Below are 18790 nucleotides of genomic sequence, written 5' to 3' on the forward strand. Positions count from 1 at the left end.
GCCCAACGCTCAATGCGTCGGACCTTCAGTGTGGTCACGGATGGAGAGCTTGCGAACGCCCGCTTATGAGACGGGCGGCATTATGCGCGCAACTATTTGATAAATATCACTAACATCGCGAAGCGCGGAGCCCCGCAAAAGGCGTGGGCGACAAGAAAATGGCGCCGGAATCGTGACGAACGTCAATCTTTTGACGTCGACTGCGACACAGAAAGGCGCCCCTGGCGCCCCGGAATCGCACGAAGCGCGGTGGCAACATCCGCGTGACGCGACCTGCCCCGCGAGACTGCCGCCGCACACGTCGCGGCGACGGCGTCACAGGGTGCCGAGCAGCCCGGACAGCACCATGACGATGCCCACCACGGAGACGGCCCACACCAGGGTGCGCAGGTAAGGAATGCCGATGGCGTACACCGGCAGGTAGACCACACGGGCCCAGAGGTAAAGCTCGGCGCCAAGCGCGGTCTTGGCGCTGGTGCACTGCCCCACCACCACCGCCAGCACCGCGGCAGCGAAGAACACAAACGTTTCCATGAAATTGCGGCTGGACCTGTCGACGCGCGCGGCCAGTCCGGTCAGCTCCACAAGCTGTTCGCGGTTGCCGGCGTTCCACCTCATGCCGCGCTGCATCAACGACAGCAGCGTGGCGAACACCAGATAGACCAGCCCCAGCAGGATCGACCACCCCAGCATCTTCAGCTCGACCGGCATGTCGCACCTCCTCGTTGGATGGGCGACATCATGCGCCGGGCCACCGTCCGGCACCACTGGCGGAAGTCCGGCCGGCGGGTGTCGGGCCTGCAGGCATGAGGCCTGCAGCAATCAGGGATGTGCAGCCGTCACCGTGCGTGCGATGTCGGCGAACAGCTGGTCGCGCTCCCTGGCGGTCGTCGCCGAATCCATCAGGAACGCGGTGATGAGCAGCTTGCGGCCGTCTGGCCAGGTGACGATGCCCATGTCGTTGTAGGCCGCCGTGCGGCTGCCCAACGATCCGCTGGTGCCCGTCTTGTCTGCAAAGCGCAGGCCTGGCGGCAGGCCGGCGCGCAGACGGTTGGGGATGGTCTGCGCCTCCATCAAGGCCAGCAGGCGCTGCGTGGACGCGGGCGACAGCAGCTCCCCGCCCTGCAGCTTCTGCAGGAACACGATGGCGGCATCCGGCGTGGTGCGATTGCGCGGGTCCTTCAGGAAGGCCTGGTAGCCCCGGTTGTACCGCTGCTTCGCCGCCTCGTCGGTTTCATGCTCGGGCACCTGTCCGCCCGGTGGCAGGCCGCCGAAGATGCGTCCGATGCCAGCCTCGTCCAGATCCACCCGCATGCCGTCGATGCCATGCGCCCGGAAGTACGCCATCACCACATCCGGGCCACCCACCGTGCGGATCAGCGCGTTCACCGCAGTGTTGTCGCTCTCGCTGACGGCAGCCTTCAAGAGCTGCTCGATGGTGAAGTCCATGCGCTCGCCATGGAAATGCGCGCCCACCGAAGGGATCGCGGAGCCGCCCTGCACCTGCTCACGCGTGATCGACACCAGCTGCTGCAACGAAAGCGTGCCCTCATCCACGCGCGACAACACGGCGGCGGCCACCGGCGCCTTGAACACGCTCATCATCGGGAAGGCGACTTCGGCGTTGACGCGTGCCGACGCACCGCTCGACAGATCCAGTACGGCGATGCCCAGCGTGGCCGGCAGCGCGCGTTGCGCAAGCGCGTCCAGCGAGTGCTGGAGCGCCGCGTCGGCATGGACGGCTTTTGCCGGCTCCGTCGCAATCGACACAGGCGACATGCTGGCGCATGCCAGCGCGAAGATGGCGGCCGCCAGCGAACGGCATGCATAGGGGAAGGTCATGCGGATTCCTTGCCGATGGGTTTGCGGCCGACACTGTTGCAGCCGGTCATGGCAAAGCCGGGGCAGCGGCCTGTCCATCGTCGGACGGGCCACTGTGGAGCCCTGCGCCATGCGCAGGGCTCCAACACCTCACAGCATGGGCAGCTTGAGCCCCTGCTCTTTCGCGCACTCGATGGCGATGTCGTAACCGGCGTCGGCATGACGCATCACGCCCGTGCCCGGGTCGTTCCACAGCACGCGCGCAATGCGCTGGTCGGCCGCTTCGCTGCCGTCGCAAACGATCACCACGCCCGAATGCTGTGAGTAGCCCATGCCCACGCCGCCACCATGATGCAGCGACACCCACGTGGCGCCACCGGCCACGTTGAGCATGGCGTTCAGCAGCGGCCAGTCGCTCACGGCATCGGAGCCGTCACGCATGGCTTCGGTTTCGCGGTTGGGGCTGGCCACGGAACCCGAATCGAGATGATCGCGACCGATCACCACCGGCGCCTTCAGCTCGCCGTTGCGCACCATTTCGTTGAACGCCAGGCCCAGCTTGTGGCGCAAGCCCAGGCCCACCCAGCAGATGCGCGCCGGCAGCCCCTGGAAGCTGATGCGCTCGCGCGCCATGTCCAGCCAGCGATGCAGGTGCGGATCATCCGGGATCAGCTCCTTCACCTTCTGGTCGGTCTTGTAAATGTCTTCCGGATCGCCCGACAACGCCACCCAGCGGAACGGGCCCACGCCACGGCAGAACAGCGGGCGCACGAAGGCCGGCACGAAGCCCGGAAAGGCAAACGCGTTCGCGCAGCCTTCGTCCTTCGCCATCTGGCGGATGTTGTTGCCGTAATCAAAGGTGGGAATGCCCTGTTCGTGGAACGCCAGCATGGCTTCCACGTGCTTCTTCATCGACTGCTTGGCGGCCTTGGCCGTACCGGCCGGATCGCTCTTGCGACGCTCGAACCATTCCTCCACGGTCCAGCCTTGCGGCAGGTAGCCGTTGACCGGATCGTGCGCGCTGGTCTGGTCGGTGACCGCATCGGGGCGCACCCCACGACGCACGAGTTCGGGCAGCACGTCGGCGGCATTGCCCAGCAACGCAATCGACTTCGCTTCGCCCGCAGCGGTGTACTTGGCGATGCGCGCGAGGGCGTCGTCGAGATCCGTCGCCTGCTCGTCGACATAACGCGTCTTCAGGCGGAAATCGATGCTCTTCTGCTGGCATTCGATGTTGAGCGAGCACGCGCCTGCCAGCGTGGCCGCCAGCGGCTGCGCGCCACCCATGCCACCGAGGCCGGCGGTGAGGATCCACTTGCCCTTGAGGTTGCCGCCGTAGTGCTGGCGACCCATTTCCACGAACGTCTCGTAGGTACCCTGCACAATGCCCTGCGAACCGATGTAGATCCACGACCCCGCCGTCATCTGGCCGTACATCATCAAGCCCTTCTTATCGAGCTCGTTGAAATGCTCCCAGTTCGCCCAGGCCGGCACCAGGTTGGAATTAGCCAGCAGCACGCGCGGTGCGTCCGGATGCGTCGGGAACACGCCCACCGGCTTGCCGGACTGGATCAGCAACGTCTCGTTGTCGTTGAGTTCGCGCAGCGAACGCAGGATGGCGTCGAAACACTCCCAGTTGCGCGCCGCCCGGCCGATGCCGCCGTAGACCACCAGCTCGGCCGGATTCTCGGCCACTTCCGGGTCCAGGTTGTTCTGCAGCATGCGGAACGGAGCCTCAGTGAGCCAGCTCTTGCAGCTCAGTTCGGTGCCGCGCGGCGCGCGGATGGTGCGGGTGGTATCGATACGGGTGGGGGCGTTCATGGATGAGTGCTCCGGTAAATCGAACGCCGAGTATAGGCTAGCTCCCCCCGCCCCTACGCCTTGCACTGCGGCAAACGACTTACTTGCCAGCTGCCTTGGCCGATGTCCGGGCCTTGCCTTCCTGCAGCGCCTGTGCCGCACGCATCTTCAGCAATTGCTGGTGCAGTTCGGGTGACTTGTCAAAATGCGCTTCGAAATAATCCGCGGTTTCCTTCAGCCCAGCGCGCGGCTGGTATTGCTGCACCGTCGCCCGCAACAGCCACACGTAAGGCTCCTGCGGAAACAGCTCGACCATGCGCTCGTCGAGCTTCCACAGCTTCTCCCAGTCGTGCGTGCCTTCCAGATAGAGCTTGGCCAGCTGGCCGTAGATCTCCTGATTTCCCGGATCGAGCGCCAGTGCCGCCAGGTAATCCTTTTCAGCGGCCTCGTAGTTGTTCAGGTTTTCGTTCGCGTAGCCACGTGAGAACACGAAGCGCCAGGCGTGCGGGTTCTGCCGCACGACGCCATCCACCTCCTTCAGTGCCCAGGCCGATTCATCGAAATCGTTCAACTCGTTCGCGCGACTGATGCGAGTGTCGTTATCGTCTGGATTGAAGCGCAGCGATTCGGAGTAGTACACGACGGAAAGCTCGATACGATTGCATTGGGCCGCCTGGGTGCCCGCCTTGAGCAACTGACTGGCCACGGCCGGCTGGTCGAAGATGACGCTGTAGTGCTCGAACTGTCCCGGTGTGGTGCAGCTGTCACCATCCAGGTCGGCCGCGTAGCCAAGTTCCTTTTCCGGCAGCAACAACAACACGGGGTTCTGCCCCGCGTGTTTCACCGCAAGCTTGCCGAGGGCCCTCATCTGTTCCAGTGAACCACCCCACTTCGGCTGCACCGCCCACATCAACGTGTCATAGAACGCGAAGTTCGCCGGATCGGCGCGCAAGGCCGCCTGTGTCGTCTGTTGCAGATAGACGTCGCCCATGCCGTAGCGAGCCGCCCTGACCATCGCGCTGTAGGACGGCGTCACCCTCGCATCCAGCTCGATCGCACGGCGAAGATCGGCATCGGCCAGCCGTATCAGGCGATCCATCGACTCAAGATTGCTCGCAGGTGTGTCCTCGATGTAACCCGCGCCACGCGCATGTGCTGCCATGGCAACGTAGGAGACGCCACTGGCTGCGTACGCGAATGCGCTCTTGGGCACGGCCTGCTTCCAGTTTTCCAGCAGGGGGCGCAGCTCCAGGTCCGGGCGGTTGAACCAGTTGTCAAAGGTGTGATCCATGACGTTGCGCAGCTCGGGCTTGGTCAGCTTGTCCTGCAGCAGCGCGGCCAGGCGACGTTCGACCTCGGCGAATTCGCCCCGCTGCAGCAGGGTGCGCACCTCGTCATAAGGTGCCAACGGCTGCGTGCGGTAACGGCAATAGGCTTCCACGGCCGCAACAGGCCAGTGGCTTCCCGGCGGATCGGGATACTTCAGGCATCGCTGCAAGGGATCGGCCATGGCTTCGGCCTGCTTCACGGCAGCAAGAAACGCATAGGTGCGCTCACGCTCGGCCGAGTGTGCCTTGCTGCCGTCCAACGCGCCGGCATCCGTTGACGCCGCCATGGCGGCACCGGCGGCAGCGGCGTGCGTGTCAGTCGCTTCGGCAGCAAACGGAAACGCAGCGACGACAACGGCAGCACGCAGAGCAACCACGGCGGCCAGGCGTGGCCACTCATGCTTCATGACATTCATTCCCTGGCTCCCCCCAGTGATTGCGCAGAACCGTATCATCGACGCCCGAACCCGCCAACCGTCGTCCTGCCGGGCAGCCGCCCCCGGTACAAGGTGCCCTGACCGCTTCGCCTGGCCGACGCGCTTAAGCCTTCTGGTCGATTGAAGGCAACCTGGGGCACGCCCAGACTGCGAAAGGGAACCCAGGCTGGACCGTCGCGCAAGCTAGTGAGGAATTCCCATGAACGCGACCTGCTCCGCCGCGTTGCTCACGCTGGCCATGCTCACCGTTGCCGACGCCTACGGCGCCGAAAAAAGCGCTCCATCCGACCAGGAACTGATCGCCAGCGCGATGCGCGCCGCGCCTCCCGGCGTGGCGAAGGACGCAACCATCGTCGCCATGGATGCCCAGGGCAAGATGCGCACGCTGCGCGAGGGCAAGAACGGATTCACCTGCATGCCCGACAACCCGGCCACACCCGGGCCGGACCCGATGTGCATGGACCGCAACGCGTGGGAGTGGATCTCCGCGTACATGGCCCACAAGCCACCGCCGGCAGGAAAAGTCGGCTTGATGTACATGCTTGAGGGCGGCACCGATGCAAGCAACACCGATCCGTATGCCACCGGTCCTGCCGCGGGCAATCACTGGATCAAGACGGGGGCACACGTGATGGTGGTGGGCGCCGACTCCGGTTTCTACGACGCCTATCCGAAGAGTGCGGATCCCGACACCAGCGCGCCCTATGTGATGTGGGCGGGGACGCCGTATCAGCACCTGATGGCACCGGTGAAATGAACAGGCCTGGGTACGCGGGCCATTGATGTCCGAAAACGGCGAGTCAGGCGCCCGGGCCGGTGCTAGCCTGCACCCATGACCGAACGACCTGACCCGCTACCCGACGACCGCACCTGCGAGCAGGCGCGACTGAGCCGCGATGCGCGCTTCGATGGGCTGTTCTTCACCGCCGTCACCAGCACGCGCATCTATTGCCGCCCGGTATGCCCTGCGCCGCCACCGAAACCACAGAACGTGCGCTACTACGGCAGCGCGGCGGCGGCGGAAGCGGCCGGCTTCCGGCCCTGCCTGCGCTGTCGCCCGGAACTGTCGCCGGGCAACGATGCCTGGCAGCGCGGCGACCATGTGATTGCGCGCACGCTGAAACTGATGGACAGCGGCGTGTTCGACGAACTGTCCGTGGACGACATGGCCGAACGCGTGGGCCTGGGCGCTCGCCAGTTGCGCCGCCTGTTCGTGGAACGCCTGGGTGCGCCGCCGGTCAGCGTGCACACCACGCGCCGGCTGCTGTTCGCCAAGCAACTGCTCACCGAAACCACCATGCCGGTGACCGAGGTGGCACTGGCCTCCGGCTTCCGCAGCCTGCGCCGGTTCAACGCGGCATTCCTGCAGGCGAACCGCATGGCGCCACGCGATCTTCGCCGCCATCCCAGCGCGGCGACAGGCGATGCGATCACGCTGCGACTCGGCTACCGGCCGCCTTACGACTTCGAAGCCATCCTGACCTTTCTCCGCGGGCGTGCACTGCCCGGCGTGGAGGCCGTCGATGACCACAGCTATGCGCGTGTGTTCGGCACACCCGACGCGCCGGGATGGCTGCGACTGAGTGCGTGGCCAGGTCGCGAGCATGCGCTGAAACTGGAACTGCATTGCCCGCAGCCGGCGCAGATGCTGGGCGTGGTGAACAAGTTGCGGCGCATGTTCGATCTCGATGCCAGCCCGCAATCGATCAGCGAGGCGCTGAAGGAAAGTGCCGTGCTTCGCCCGCTGCTGCGCAAACGCCCGGGCCTTCGCCTGCCCGGCGGCTGGGACGGATTCGAAATCGCGGTGCGTGCCATTCTCGGCCAGCAGGTCAGCGTGGCGGCGGCACGCACACTGGCGACGCGCATCGTGCAGCGCTTCGGCACCGAAGTCGCCTCGCCGGTGACAGGGCTGCAACGCCTGTTTCCCGGGCCCGAGTTGCTGGTGGAAGCGGACCTGCGTTCGCTTGGCCTGACCACCGCGCGCGCCGCGACCGTGCGCGGCGTTGCGCAGGCCCTGCTGGATGGCCGCATCGATTTCCGTAGCGAACAACCGCTGGACGAGTTTGTCGAAAGCTGGGTGGCCCTGCCCGGCATCGGCGAATGGACGGCGCACTACATGGCCATGCGTGCGCTCAGCCATCCGGATGCGTTCCCGGCGGCAGACCTCATCCTTCGACGCGCGGCGGCCGGCACCGGACCGGAGCTGTCGACCAAGGCGCTGACCTCGCTCGCCGAAGCATGGCGCCCCTGGCGCGCCTACTCCGTCATGCATTTGTGGCGCAGCGCCAGCGATGCCGCCGCAACGAACAAGAAGGTGGCGTGATGTCCAGCGAGACGATCTGGTACGACGAGATGCGCACGCCCATCGGCGTGCTGCGCCTGGTCAGCGACGAGGTGGGCCTGCGCGAAGTGTGGTTCTCCACCGGACGTCACCAGCGCACGCCGCGCCCGGAGTGGATTCGCGCCAGCGAGCCGCTGGCGGAAGCCAGGCGTCAACTCGACGAATACTTCGCCGGTGAACGCCAGCACTTTGATCTCACCCTGCATCCGCTGGGCACGCCGTTCCAGACCCAGGTGTGGCGGGAACTCGCACGCATCCCCTACGGCACCACCATCAGCTACGGCGAACTCGCGCGCCGCATCGAGCAGCCGCTCGCGGTGCGTGCGGTGGGCGCCGCCAATGGCAGGAATCCGCTGCCCATCGTGCTGCCGTGCCATCGCGTGATCGGCGCAAACGGAAGCCTGACGGGTTTTGGCGGCGGCCTGCCGACCAAGCGATTCCTGTTGTCGATGGAAAGCCGCGTTGCCGAAGGCGATCTGTTCGGCGTGCCGTCGCAGGTTACTGCGCACTGAGGCAACACCCGCCCCGGCCGCGACAGCAGAACGCAGCGATCAGCGATCCGTGGTTACCGGCGGCGTAACCGCGTTCCGGTACGAATCAAGTTGATTCGACTGATGCGAAAGACGATAGGCATCGTGCGCTGACGCCTGCGGCTTCGAAGCGGCCTTGGCCGGGTGTTTGGTGGCGGGCGCATGCGCAACGCCGGCACCAGGCGCGCGCGAACCTGCCGCCGCAGGCGGGTGCAAGGCCAAGGCCGGTTTGCCCGTGGTGGCAGCGACAGCAGGTGTCTCTTCTGCCGTGGCATGCGCGGAAGCCACACCTGCTTGCAACATGCAAGTGGCGAACGTCGCGTAAAAGAAAAGACGTGTAATGGTCATACGCCTAGGGGATGATACGTCCTTTGTGTTGATAGTACGGCATTACTCATGAAGATCCTGTTTCGCCCGCTGCTGTGTTCGTTGATGGCGTTGGCCGCGGGTTGCGCTACCACGCATGACCACCCTGCCGCTGTTGCGCCTGCGCCCCAGGCCGCCATCAAGCAGGCACCCGCGCCGGTGCTGCTGATCTCCATCGATGGTTATCGCGCCGATTATCTTTCACGCGGACTCAGCCCCACGCTGCAGACGCTGGCCAACACCGGCGTGCATGCTGCGAGCGGCATGCAGCCATCGTTCCCGTCGCTGACGTTCCCGAATCACTACACCATCGTCACCGGACTGCGCCCGGATCACCACGGCATCGTCAACAACACGATGACCGATCCCGTGCTCGGCAAGTTCTCGCTGGGCAACCGCGACGCGGTCAGCAACGGACGCTGGTGGGACCAGGGCACGCCGCTGTGGGAAACCGTGCAGACGCAGGGCATGAAGAGCGCCACCATGTTCTGGCCCGGCTCCGAAGCCGATATCCACGGCAAGCACCCGAATTACTGGAAGCCGTACGACGGCAACGTCACCGCCGACCAGCGCGTTGACCAGGTGCTGGCATGGCTTGACCTGCCCGCCGACCAGCGCCCGACGTTCATCACCCTCTACTTCGACGAGGTGGATCATGCCGGCCATAGTTTCGGACCTGATTCGCCGCAGGTGAACGATGCCATCCGCCATACCGATGAAGCGCTTTCCCGCCTCGTCGACGGCCTGAAGCAACGCGGCCAGCTCGATCGCATCAACCTGATCGTGGTGGCCGACCATGGCATGGCGCACACGCCCACGCGCAACACGGTGCTGGTGGACAGGCTCATCCCCCTCAAGCACGTGGACGTGGTGAGCATGGGCGTGCTCGCGGGCTTCAACCCCAAGCCGGGTTTTGATTTCGCAAAAATCGAAGCCACGCTGGAGAAGCCGCAGAAACACATGACGTGCTGGGACAAGACGCGCGTGCCGGCGCGACTCGCCTATGGCAGCAACCCGCGCGTGCCGCAGCTACTGTGCCTGGCCGACGTGGGCTGGCGCATCTCCAGCAGCGATTACGTGGCGAAAAAGAAGAGCACCACGCAGGGCGAGCACGGCTACGACAACGAGGCACCGGAAATGCAGGCGCTGTTCATCGCGCACGGCCCGGCGTTCCGCCAGGGCGCGCAGGTACCGTCGTTCCCCAACGTGGACGTCTACCCGCTGATGACCCACCTGCTCGACGTCCCCGCCGCTGCCAACGATGGCGACTACAACGCCGTGAAGGGCATGCTGAAGCCGGAAGCGCAGTAAGGCAGGTTTACCGCGGAAGCGCGCAACGCGCTTCCGCGGCCTGGCTCAGTCGATGTAACGACTCACTTCGATCAGGTTGCCATCCGGGTCGCGGAAGTACACCGACTCGATGGGACCACGCGCGCCCGTGCGCTGCACCGGCCCTTCTTCAATGGTCACGCCATGGCGGCGAAGATGATCGACCACGTCGCCTGACACGGATGATGTCAGCAGGCACAGATCCGCCGAACCGGGCGTGGGTCGCAGCGCCTTGGGTTCGAACTCCCTGCCGTGCGCGTGCAGGTTGATCTTCTGCACGCCAAACACCAGCGCCTTGCGCCCTTCCCCGAACGTCACCTCCTGCATGCCCAGCACGCGGGTATAGAACGCACAGCTGGCGGCTACATCGGCAACCGTCAGCACGAGATGGTCGAGCGCTTCGATTTTCATGGCAGGCCTTACTGGGGAATCGGCGGTTCGGTTTCCGGCTTGGTCGGGCTCACCAAGGGCGGCAAGCGATACAAGCGCAGGGAAATCAGCAGGCCGGCAACCATCAGCGCGCCAACGAACACGGCCACGCCATTCCAGCCATGCGCCCCGTAGAACAGGCCACCGCAGGCACCGGCAATGCTGGAGCCCATGTAATAGGAGAACAGATAGAGCGATGAAGCCTGCGCCTTGTTGCTGCCCGCGCGGCGTCCCACCCAGCTGCTCGCAATGGAATGCCCGCCGAAGAAGCCGAACGTCACGGCGACGATGCCGAGCACGACCAGCGCCAGCGGCCGGGTGGCGGTAAGCGCCAGGCCAGCCAGCATCAGCGCGAACGCCGTCCACAACACCTTGCGTCGGCCCAGTTTGCCGGCCAGGTGGCCCATCCAGGCGGAACTGAACGTGCCGATCAGATACACGCTGAAAATGGCGCCGACCACCGCCTGGTTCAGCCCATACGGCGGGGCGAGCAGGCGGTAGCCGATGTAGTTGTAAACGGTGACGAACGCACCCAGTAGCAGGAAACCTTCGACGAACAGCCACGGCAGGCCCGCATCCCGGAAAGTCGCCGCAAAACGCCCCATCAGGGCCTTCAGCCGCAACGGCTGGCGCACGTGATGTCGAGACGGCGGCAGGATGCGCCAGAACACCAGGCCGGACAGCAGGCCAATGACGCCCACCGCGGCAACGCCGATACGCCAGCCGACGAACTCGGCCAGCACGCCGGCCACCAGCCGCCCGCCCATGCCGCCAATGGCGTTGCCGCTGATGTACAGGCCCATCCCCAACCCAATGGATTCGGGGTGCATCTCTTCACCGAGATAAGTCATCGCCACCGCGGGCAACCCGCTCAGGGTCAACCCCAGCAAGGCGCGCAGGATCAGCAGCATGTGCCAGTCCGGCACCAGCGCGGTCAGCAGCACGAGCAAGGCCGAGGACAGCAAGGATGCCGTCATGACCGACTTGCGCCCCCACGCGTCGGACACGCCACCGGCAAACAGCATGGCAACGGCCAGCACGCCGGTAGTGAGCGACAGCGACAGTGCGGCGGTGGCGGCGCTGACCCCATAGTCCTTGCTGAACTCGGGCATCAACGGCTGCGTGCAGTACAGCAGGCCGAACGTGGCCAGGCCGGCGGCAAACAGGGCCAGGTTGGTGCGTCGGAAAGCGGGCGTGCCGTGGCGGATAGTGGGCGCAGGCTCAAGTTCGTCCGCCGTTGGCCGATGTTCTGGCCGAGACACCGGTTCCACGCTTTCCCGCCTTGCCATGTTGCTGACGCCTCGATACTGCAGAGGCTGCAAGCATAAGACTTGCCGCGATCGTGTACGACCCGCGGCTCAGTGCAGGACGGGCTCGCGGGCCGGCATCGCCCCCCCGGGACTGACAAGAAAGCCATATCACAGGGTGAACGTGATACATAAGGACTCAGCGGGAGACGCCTCGGGAGAGGGCGGCCCCGCCAGCCGGTGTGGGAGCCGGTGACCTGAGGGGGGAACATATGCGGTTACGCGGACCTGCGGTGGTGTTCGTCGCATGGCTGTGCGCCATGGCTTTTGTGCTGTCCGCCGACGCCGAGCCGGCACCGCCGCGACTGCCGGCGCTGCACGTCGCGGCGCTGAAGCCACTCCCGCAGACGCCTACGCCCGATCAGGTCATCCATGGCGACGTGGACGCCGGCTTCGCGCCGCTCCCCACCACGCACACACCGAACGCAGTGGAAAAGCAGCGCTGGTATCGCCTCACCCTCGATCGCGACTGGCATGAAGAAAGCGCGCCCCTGCTGAATTTCACCGGCGCCATGTACGTGCACATCACGGTGTACCCGCCGCCGGACTACCGTCCGCATGAGCTGTGGTTCGCCCAGACGGATTTGCCCGCGCGTTTCTCGCGCCACCACCTGGCGCTGGAACTGCCGCACGACCTGCGCGCCGGCCAGCCCATCTACGTGCAGATCGCGGCGGACAGCTTCACCCGGCAGATTCGCGCGGAGATCGTCGACATGGCCACGTATCAGGCGCAGGACCTGAATCACGTGCGCCTGACCACGCTGTTCTCCAGCGTGCAGTTCACCATGATCCTGGCGGCACTATGCCTTTGGCTGGTGCTGCGCGACCGCGTCCTGGTCTACTTCATCGGCTACACCGGTTGCCAGCTGATGAACCAGCTGCTGACCAGCGGCGAGCTGTACGAACTGCCCGGTGGCCGGTTGCTGATACCGCTGGGCACGCATGCACCGTGGCTGTTCACGGCGCTCAGCGCACCGCTGCTGCTGTCCTTCATCGTCGAGTTCTGCGAACTGCGCGTGATCACCCCGCGCGGGGCACGCCTGCTGGGCGCCATGCGCTGGCCGTATCTGGTGATCGCCGCCCTGCTCTGTTTTCCGTTCGCCGAGCGCATGCACCTGCTGGCCAGCGCCTACAACTTCTGGTTCATCGTCTCGTTGCTGTGTGCGCTGGCCGCGGTGATACTGGCGACCTTGCGCCACGGGAGGCAGGCACGCTTTTTCCTGGTGGCGTGGCTGCCGCAGGTGTTGCTGACGGTGGTACGGGTGAGCCAGGTGCTGCTGTCGCTGGACCTGCCCCGCTGGCTGGAATACAGCATGCCCGCGGCCATGGCGTTCTGCAGCGTGGTGGTCACCATCGGCCTGGCCGATCTCTCGCTGCGCGCGCGGCGCGAGCGCGACATGGCGCACCATCTTGCCGATCACGATGCACTCACCGGCGTGCTCAATCGCCGCGCACTGGTCCGCCGCCTGCATGACGCCATGGCGCAGGCGCGGCCGTTGCACCAGCCGCTGGCGCTGATTTTCCTGGACATGGATCACTTCAAGTCCGTCAACGACCGTCACGGGCACCAGACGGGCGATGCCTGCCTGCGCGCCGTGGCCGAAGCCATTGCCGACGAGTTGCGACCTTCGGACAGCCTGGGGCGCTACGGCGGCGAGGAATTCGTGGCGATGCTGCCGGGCACCACGCAGGACAATGCGATGGCGGTGGCCGAGCGCATCCGTCACAGCATCGAGGTGCTGCAGGTGCACGCACGCGGCAATACCTTGCAGACCACGGTGAGCATGGGCGTGTCCAGCCTGCTTGGCCCGCTGGACACGGTCGACGATCTGATCGCCCGCGCGGATGCCGCGCTTTATCGGGCCAAGACGCAGGGACGCAACTGCGTGGTGGCCCACGCCTCGCTTACGGCGGTGACGAGCTGAGCGGCATGTCTGGCGCCACCCCGTAAGCCCACACCAGAAACACCGGCAGCATGCGTTTCCAGGTGGCCTGGTTGTGTTCGCCATCGGGCACCGGGTCGTAGACAACCTCGCTGGTCTGGACCGGATGCGCGGCATCGACCACGCCGACGTCGTAACCCAGGTCGCGCAGACCGCGCCGGTGGGTGCCATCGGGAGCGGTGAATCCGCTGATCAGGTCCTGCAGGTCTTCCACGGCATCGATGGTGCCGTTGTGATTGCGGTCGTTGGTTTCCTCATGACCACCCACCGCGAACCAGAAGCGGACCGGCCGGCGTTGCCTGGCCCGGTCCACCATGGCCTGCGCCAACCGCGTGCCTTCCACCGCGTTTGCATCGCTGCGGTCGCCCGCCAGCCAGAACGACGGCGAGAACGCCCCGACCTGGCCGAACACCTCGGGATACTCCCAGCCCAGGCAGAACGCGTTGAGCGCACCGAGTGACCAGCCCAGCATGGTGCGCCCCTGCGCGGTGGCCTGCGTGCGGTAGTGCGCATCGATGTAGGGCACGAGCTGTTCCGCCACCCACGCGGAATAATCATAGGCGCGCGCACCGATGGGCCCGATGCGCGAGCCGCCGACCACGCTGCGGCGCCTTGCGCGATCAAACAAGCCGTAGCCGGAAGCACGATCCTTCAGCATGTCCACCGCCACCACGATCACCGGGCGGATCGCGTGCTGCGCGTAAAGCGACGCCAGCGCGTCCTGCAGCGCCACGGCATCCATGTCCTGACCGTCGTTGGCGTAAAGCACCGGATATTGCACAGCGGAGTCCGCATAACCCGGCGGCAGATACACCGTGACCTTGATCTGCTCGGGTGCGAAGGCTGGGGCATCCAGCGCCAGTTTCACCGGTGCCGGCGCCGCTTCGGTGGCGTGTGCCACCGGCATCGTCCATACGGAGCCCAGCAGCAGGCACGCCATGATGTGTTTCCAGCTCGCGCGCATCGTCATCACTCCACCACGATCAGCCAGCCCTTGCCGGGCTCCACGGGAATGGCATCGCCCGCCTTGAAGCTGGCCTGCGGCTGGAAGCCGTTCACTGCCTGGGCGGTGAGGGTCGCCCTGGCCGGCGACAGGCCCAGCGCCTTCCAGTCCACGACAAGCGTGACGTCCACTTTCTGCGGTGCCCACGAGGCAATCGCGATCAGCGTCTTGCTGCCCTTGCGCACATAGCTGGTGACCAGCACGTCGTCACGGTTGGTCTTCACCGGCGTGTCGTGCACCCACCAGCCGATCATCTCGGCCTGTTCGATGCCGAAGGCATCCCACAGCTTCCACAGGCCGCGCGGATCGCTGCCGGCCGACCAGCCGAGGCGATTGGTCATGCCGAACAGCATGCCACGCCAGGGGTTGCCGTCGTTCTGCAGCATCTCGCCCATCAGGCCATACGGAATGCCGGAGATCTCGGTGAGCCAGTACGTGGGCGAGGTCTTCTCGTAATCGAACTCTTCGCCGAACCATAGGCGGTCGATGTACGGAAACAGCTCCATGTAAAGCAGTGCACTGTTGATGTAGCCGTCGCGCGGGTTGTACTGGCTGGCCGAATGCAGGTCGATCAAGGGATCGGGACGATGCGCCTGCAGCACCTTGCGCACGCGCTTCATGGTCGTGCGGTCATAGGCCACGTCGTCGAGGTACAGGCCGTCGAAGCCCACGTTGCGGGCAAGCCAGTCCAGTCCTTCGATGTAGTAGTTGTGCCAGCGACTCTGGCCGGCATTGATGATCGCCGCATCGCGGTTTTCCGGTACATGCCACGCGGCGATGTAGTCGCCATCCAGATGCTCCTGCAGCCAGGAGAACCCACCACCCTTGCCGGCGCTGATCACCTCGTGCCCCAGGCTTTCCAGCATGGGCAGCTCGGGCGCACGGTCAGATACCTCGCGCACCGTGTCGTAGATCTTCACCCGCATGCCGCGCTGGTGGGCCGCATCGATATACGCGCGCATGGCCGCCGGCTCGAGGAACGGATAGTTGATCCACGGATTGATCGGCGTGGCGTGGTGGATGTTCACCACGTTGGCGCCATCGGCCTTGATGGCATCCAGGTCGCCGTATTTGTGGAAGAACCGCTCGGAAAAGTGTTTCGCCGGATCGATGGTCTTGAACGGCGTGACGCGCATGACCAGGTCGTAATGCAGCGTGTCGCCGGCCTTCATCTGGCGCGGACCGCTATAGGCCTCGGCCAGATAGTCCTTGTCTTCGTTGCGCAGGTGGATGCCACCCTGCCCGCCGTTGTCCCACGACACCGGCATGCGCAGCGGTTGTTGCTGGTAGAAATTGGTGTTGAGCGGGCGACGGTAGTTCTCGTCGCGCAGATGGAACTCGAGGCCGGCATTCACCGAGCCGATCCACGCACCGTCCTGGTTGTTCTTGACCTGCCACTTCCAGTTGAAATCGTCGGGGGCGCGATCGCCCTGCCGGCCAAGTCCAAGCTGGTAACGGGCGGCGTCCTGCTGCATCGGAATGGACAGGCGAATATCCCGCAGCGCCACGTCCTTCGTTGCAGTCAGGGCAATGCCGTAGACCATCGTGCCATCTGCTTCCAGGCTGGCATTCACCTTGCCCTGCAACGCTCCCGCGGCGGCCGCGACCTGCCAGTGCACCTTGCCGGGGCCATCCACCTGGATCTGCGGCATGCGTGCCGTGCCCAGCACATGCTTGCCGGCGTCGTCCTCCACGATCAGTTGCATGGGCGCGACCAGCAAGGCCTTGCCCTGCTTGCTGATCCCGGTCATGCGCTCATCGAAATGACTGGTGATCTGGGCCGGCAGGCCACTGGCGTCGAGCTTGATCTCGCGCCCGAGGATGCCCAGCGTCTGGCCGTTCACCGCAATCGGCAGCAAGGGCTTTACCACGGAATCGTCCTGGGCCAGCGTGGAGTTGAGCCAACGCAGGCGGGTCAGCCTGGAAGGGTCGTCATCGCCGTGGGCGACTGCCACGCCCTCGCCCACGGTGATCGCCAGGGGAATCGACTGCGACGCCACGCCATCGGCAGACACCGTGACCGTTCCGCGGTACACGCCGGGTGTTGCCGAGGCAGGCACATCCAGCCCTATCCACAAGGCCTGGATGCGTCCTGCGGCCACGTCCACGCGGGCGGTGAACGGTTTCCCGTCATAACCGGTGCCCCCCAGGTTGAAGCAGGTCAGGGCGTTCGAAGGAATCGTCGAGCCGTCATCCGCACGCAGGTCGCCAAAACTCACACGCACGTTGCCGACGGCTGCGCGAGGCGCCCAAGCGCCGAGCTGGAAACTCAGGTATTCGCCGCGCTGCGCCGATTCGCTGAAGGTGCCGCCGGGGCCGCGCTTCGCCCAGCTTTCCGGCAACGCATCGAACATGCGGATGGGGTTGGCACGTGTCTCGGGAAACAGCAGCAAGGCATCGGCGGCATGCTTCGCCAGCACGGCCTGCACCTCGGCCGGTGTCGCCGTGCGCTCCATGGGCGTGTAAGCATCAAAATCATCCACGGCCTCGTAGCCCAGCACCCTGGCCTGCGGCAGGCGGGACCAGTGACTGGCATCGCCCACCGTCCCTGCCCACGCGGCATCGGCGGTGTCTTTGGGCTCCGCATAGGTCACCGTGGGGTAGTTGCTGCGCCCCTTGTTCACGTACGGCTGGTAGTACACCGCATACGTGCCGGCCTGCGCCGCCTTGAACACCAGCTCGCCACTGGCCTGATCGATGGTGCCGCGTCTTACGTTCGATACCACGGAGCCATCGGGCGCAGTAATGATGATGGCGACGTTCTCCGGGTGTGCATCGCGGCGACGCCAGGGGATCACCACGCGCACCGCCGTTGCCGGCGCATCGACCCGGACCAGGTAGCGGTGATTGCCCAGCGCGTCCGCGTTCCAGCGCAGCGGTTGCTGCGTCACCAACGCCTGCGCGTGACCCGTGCATGCCGCGCCCAGCAGCATGCCCGCCACGATCCACGCCTTGCTTCGATGCACCATGTCCACCCCAGATAGCCGAAAAGCCGTGCGCCGATTTGCGCACCGGAACAGGGGTGTTTAACCCGATGGGGTGCGAGGGGGCAAGTTCCGGAAGACGTGGCGAGGTGTTAGTGGTGGAAATAGCGCGAGCGTTCTCTCGCTACTCACTGCTCATCACTCACTCCTGCTTTCAAGCCCCACGGTCGGTCTTCAGTGCACGCACTTCGTCATCATGCCCGGCGGCGGAGCGCCCGCTCACCCAGCCGAACAATGCAATGCCCACCATGATCATCACGGCGCCGAATGCCGAGTAGCCGTGCGGCCATGATTCGCCGAGGAAGGTGGCACCGATCACCGTGGCAAACAGCAGCTCGGCGGCCTGCATGGCCTCCACGGCAGCGAGCGCGGTCGGCTCGGTACGCACCATGTCGGTGGCGCGGAAGAACAGCACGGTGGCGATCACCCCCGAGGACAGGGCCACGCCGCCGGCGAGCAGGATTTCCCGCCAACCCGGCGGCCCGACGACTAACCATGCCATCGCCGCCAGAACCAGCCAGAACGGCCAGCTGCACAGCGTCATGCCGAACACGCGCTGCGTGGCGCCGATGTGCGAGCCGCTCTTCTCCAGATGCAACAGCACCATGCGATTGCCCAGCGGGTACATGAAGGCCGCGAACACCACCGCCGCCATCTCCAGCCAGTCGATGACACGCAGCTGGCCGTGCGCATGGCCCCATTGCAGCGCAAACACGCCGGCAACGATCAACGCGCCGATCGCCACGCTGCGCCAGGCCAGGCGGCGTCGCTCGTCGCGATAGATCAGTGGCGCCAGCAGCGGCCCCGCCAGCACCGTGGTCTGGAAGCTGCCAGCCACCAGCCACGAAGGCCCGCTGTTGGCCGCCCACGTGAGCGGCAAACCGAACAGCACGAAGCCCACGGCACTCCACAACAGCCAGGTACGCGGATAGCGCCTCAGCTCGGCCGGCAATTCGCCCAGCCCGCCCTGCCACGGCAGCGCAACGGCCAGCAGCGGCAAGGTGATGAGATAGCGCAGGATCACGGCCCACGCCCAGTGGCCCCCGCCAGCAACAAGGCTACGGTTGAGCACATAAGTCATGGTGAAGAACAACGCCGCGCACAGCGCCAGTCCCACCGCGGCGACAGCGTTCGAGCGCATGCACGGACCGTGGTTCATCAAAACAGCGAGT

14 protein-coding genes are annotated in these 18790 nt (G+C 65.6%); 5 read left to right on the plus strand and 9 right to left on the minus strand.

Annotated elements, in window-relative coordinates; genetic code table 11:
• Window positions 1–315 precede the first annotated feature (315 nt).
• The 4 genes from H8F01_RS01475 to H8F01_RS01490 all read right to left on the minus strand — a co-directional run bounded on the left by H8F01_RS01475 (window position 316) and on the right by H8F01_RS01490 (window position 5356).
• On the minus strand, window positions 316–711 hold the full coding sequence (locus tag H8F01_RS01475) for an MAPEG family protein (protein ID WP_187057331.1): 396 nt from the start codon (window positions 709–711) through the stop codon (window positions 316–318).
• A 111-nt stretch (window positions 712–822) separates the two neighbouring features.
• Window positions 823–1842: a class A beta-lactamase gene (bla, locus tag H8F01_RS01480; RefSeq protein WP_187057332.1), complete on the minus strand. Its 1020-nt coding sequence runs from the start codon at window positions 1840–1842 to the stop codon at window positions 823–825.
• 129 nt (window positions 1843–1971) lie between these two features.
• The gene (gene hutU / locus H8F01_RS01485; protein ID WP_187057333.1) at window positions 1972–3642 is read right to left on the minus strand and encodes a urocanate hydratase; all 1671 of its coding nucleotides are present in this window, start codon (window positions 3640–3642) and stop codon (window positions 1972–1974) included.
• A gap of 79 nt (window positions 3643–3721) precedes the next feature.
• Complete coding sequence (locus tag H8F01_RS01490) at window positions 3722–5356, minus strand: DUF4034 domain-containing protein (RefSeq protein WP_187057334.1); 1635 nt, start codon at window positions 5354–5356, stop codon at window positions 3722–3724.
• A gap of 229 nt (window positions 5357–5585) precedes the next feature.
• Between H8F01_RS01490 and H8F01_RS01495 the strand changes: the two genes are divergently transcribed.
• The 4 genes from H8F01_RS01495 to H8F01_RS01510 all read left to right on the plus strand — a co-directional run bounded on the left by H8F01_RS01495 (window position 5586) and on the right by H8F01_RS01510 (window position 9934).
• Window positions 5586–6143: a hypothetical protein gene (locus H8F01_RS01495; RefSeq protein ID WP_187057335.1), complete on the plus strand. Its 558-nt coding sequence runs from the start codon at window positions 5586–5588 to the stop codon at window positions 6141–6143.
• A gap of 75 nt (window positions 6144–6218) precedes the next feature.
• Window positions 6219–7709, plus strand: a complete 1491-nt coding sequence (locus H8F01_RS01500; protein WP_187057336.1) for a DNA-3-methyladenine glycosylase 2 family protein — start codon at window positions 6219–6221, stop codon at window positions 7707–7709.
• The gene (locus H8F01_RS01505) at window positions 7709–8239 is read left to right on the plus strand and encodes a methylated-DNA--[protein]-cysteine S-methyltransferase (protein ID WP_187057337.1); all 531 of its coding nucleotides are present in this window, start codon (window positions 7709–7711) and stop codon (window positions 8237–8239) included. The genes H8F01_RS01500 and H8F01_RS01505 overlap by 1 nt, the downstream gene beginning before the upstream one ends.
• A gap of 414 nt (window positions 8240–8653) precedes the next feature.
• Window positions 8654–9934 carry an alkaline phosphatase family protein gene (locus H8F01_RS01510; RefSeq protein ID WP_187057338.1) on the plus strand — a complete coding sequence of 427 codons (1281 nt, stop codon included), beginning with the start codon at window positions 8654–8656 and terminating at the stop codon, window positions 9932–9934.
• 45 nt (window positions 9935–9979) lie between these two features.
• On the opposite strand, the gene H8F01_RS01515 is transcribed toward H8F01_RS01510, so the two are convergent.
• Window positions 9980–10363 (minus strand): VOC family protein, encoded by a 384-nt coding sequence (locus tag H8F01_RS01515; RefSeq protein ID WP_187057339.1) that lies wholly within the window; start codon window positions 10361–10363, stop codon window positions 9980–9982.
• An 8-nt stretch (window positions 10364–10371) separates the two neighbouring features.
• On the minus strand, window positions 10372–11670 hold the full coding sequence (locus tag H8F01_RS01520) for an MFS transporter (RefSeq protein WP_238481107.1): 1299 nt from the start codon (window positions 11668–11670) through the stop codon (window positions 10372–10374).
• 278 nt (window positions 11671–11948) lie between these two features.
• Between H8F01_RS01520 and H8F01_RS01525 the strand changes: the two genes are divergently transcribed.
• Entirely contained in the window at window positions 11949–13613 is a 1665-nt protein-coding gene (locus H8F01_RS01525) for a GGDEF domain-containing protein (protein ID WP_187057340.1), read from the plus strand.
• Here the strand turns inward: H8F01_RS01525 and H8F01_RS01530 are convergent.
• From H8F01_RS01530 to H8F01_RS01540, 3 genes are all read right to left on the minus strand, one after another.
• Window positions 13594–14571 (minus strand): alpha/beta hydrolase, encoded by a 978-nt coding sequence (locus H8F01_RS01530; protein ID WP_187057341.1) that lies wholly within the window; start codon window positions 14569–14571, stop codon window positions 13594–13596. The two genes, H8F01_RS01525 and H8F01_RS01530, sit on opposite strands and share 20 nt — an antisense overlap.
• 29 nt (window positions 14572–14600) lie before the next feature.
• Window positions 14601–17603: a glycoside hydrolase domain-containing protein gene (locus H8F01_RS01535; protein WP_187057342.1), complete on the minus strand. Its 3003-nt coding sequence runs from the start codon at window positions 17601–17603 to the stop codon at window positions 14601–14603.
• Between the two features lie 169 nt (window positions 17604–17772).
• The gene (locus H8F01_RS01540) at window positions 17773–18759 is read right to left on the minus strand and encodes a multidrug resistance efflux transporter family protein (RefSeq protein WP_187057343.1); all 987 of its coding nucleotides are present in this window, start codon (window positions 18757–18759) and stop codon (window positions 17773–17775) included.
• Window positions 18760–18790 lie beyond the last annotated feature (31 nt).

This window comes from Dyella telluris (assembly GCF_014297575.1).
In the GTDB taxonomy this organism is placed as follows: Bacteria; Pseudomonadota; Gammaproteobacteria; order Xanthomonadales; family Rhodanobacteraceae; genus Dyella; species Dyella telluris.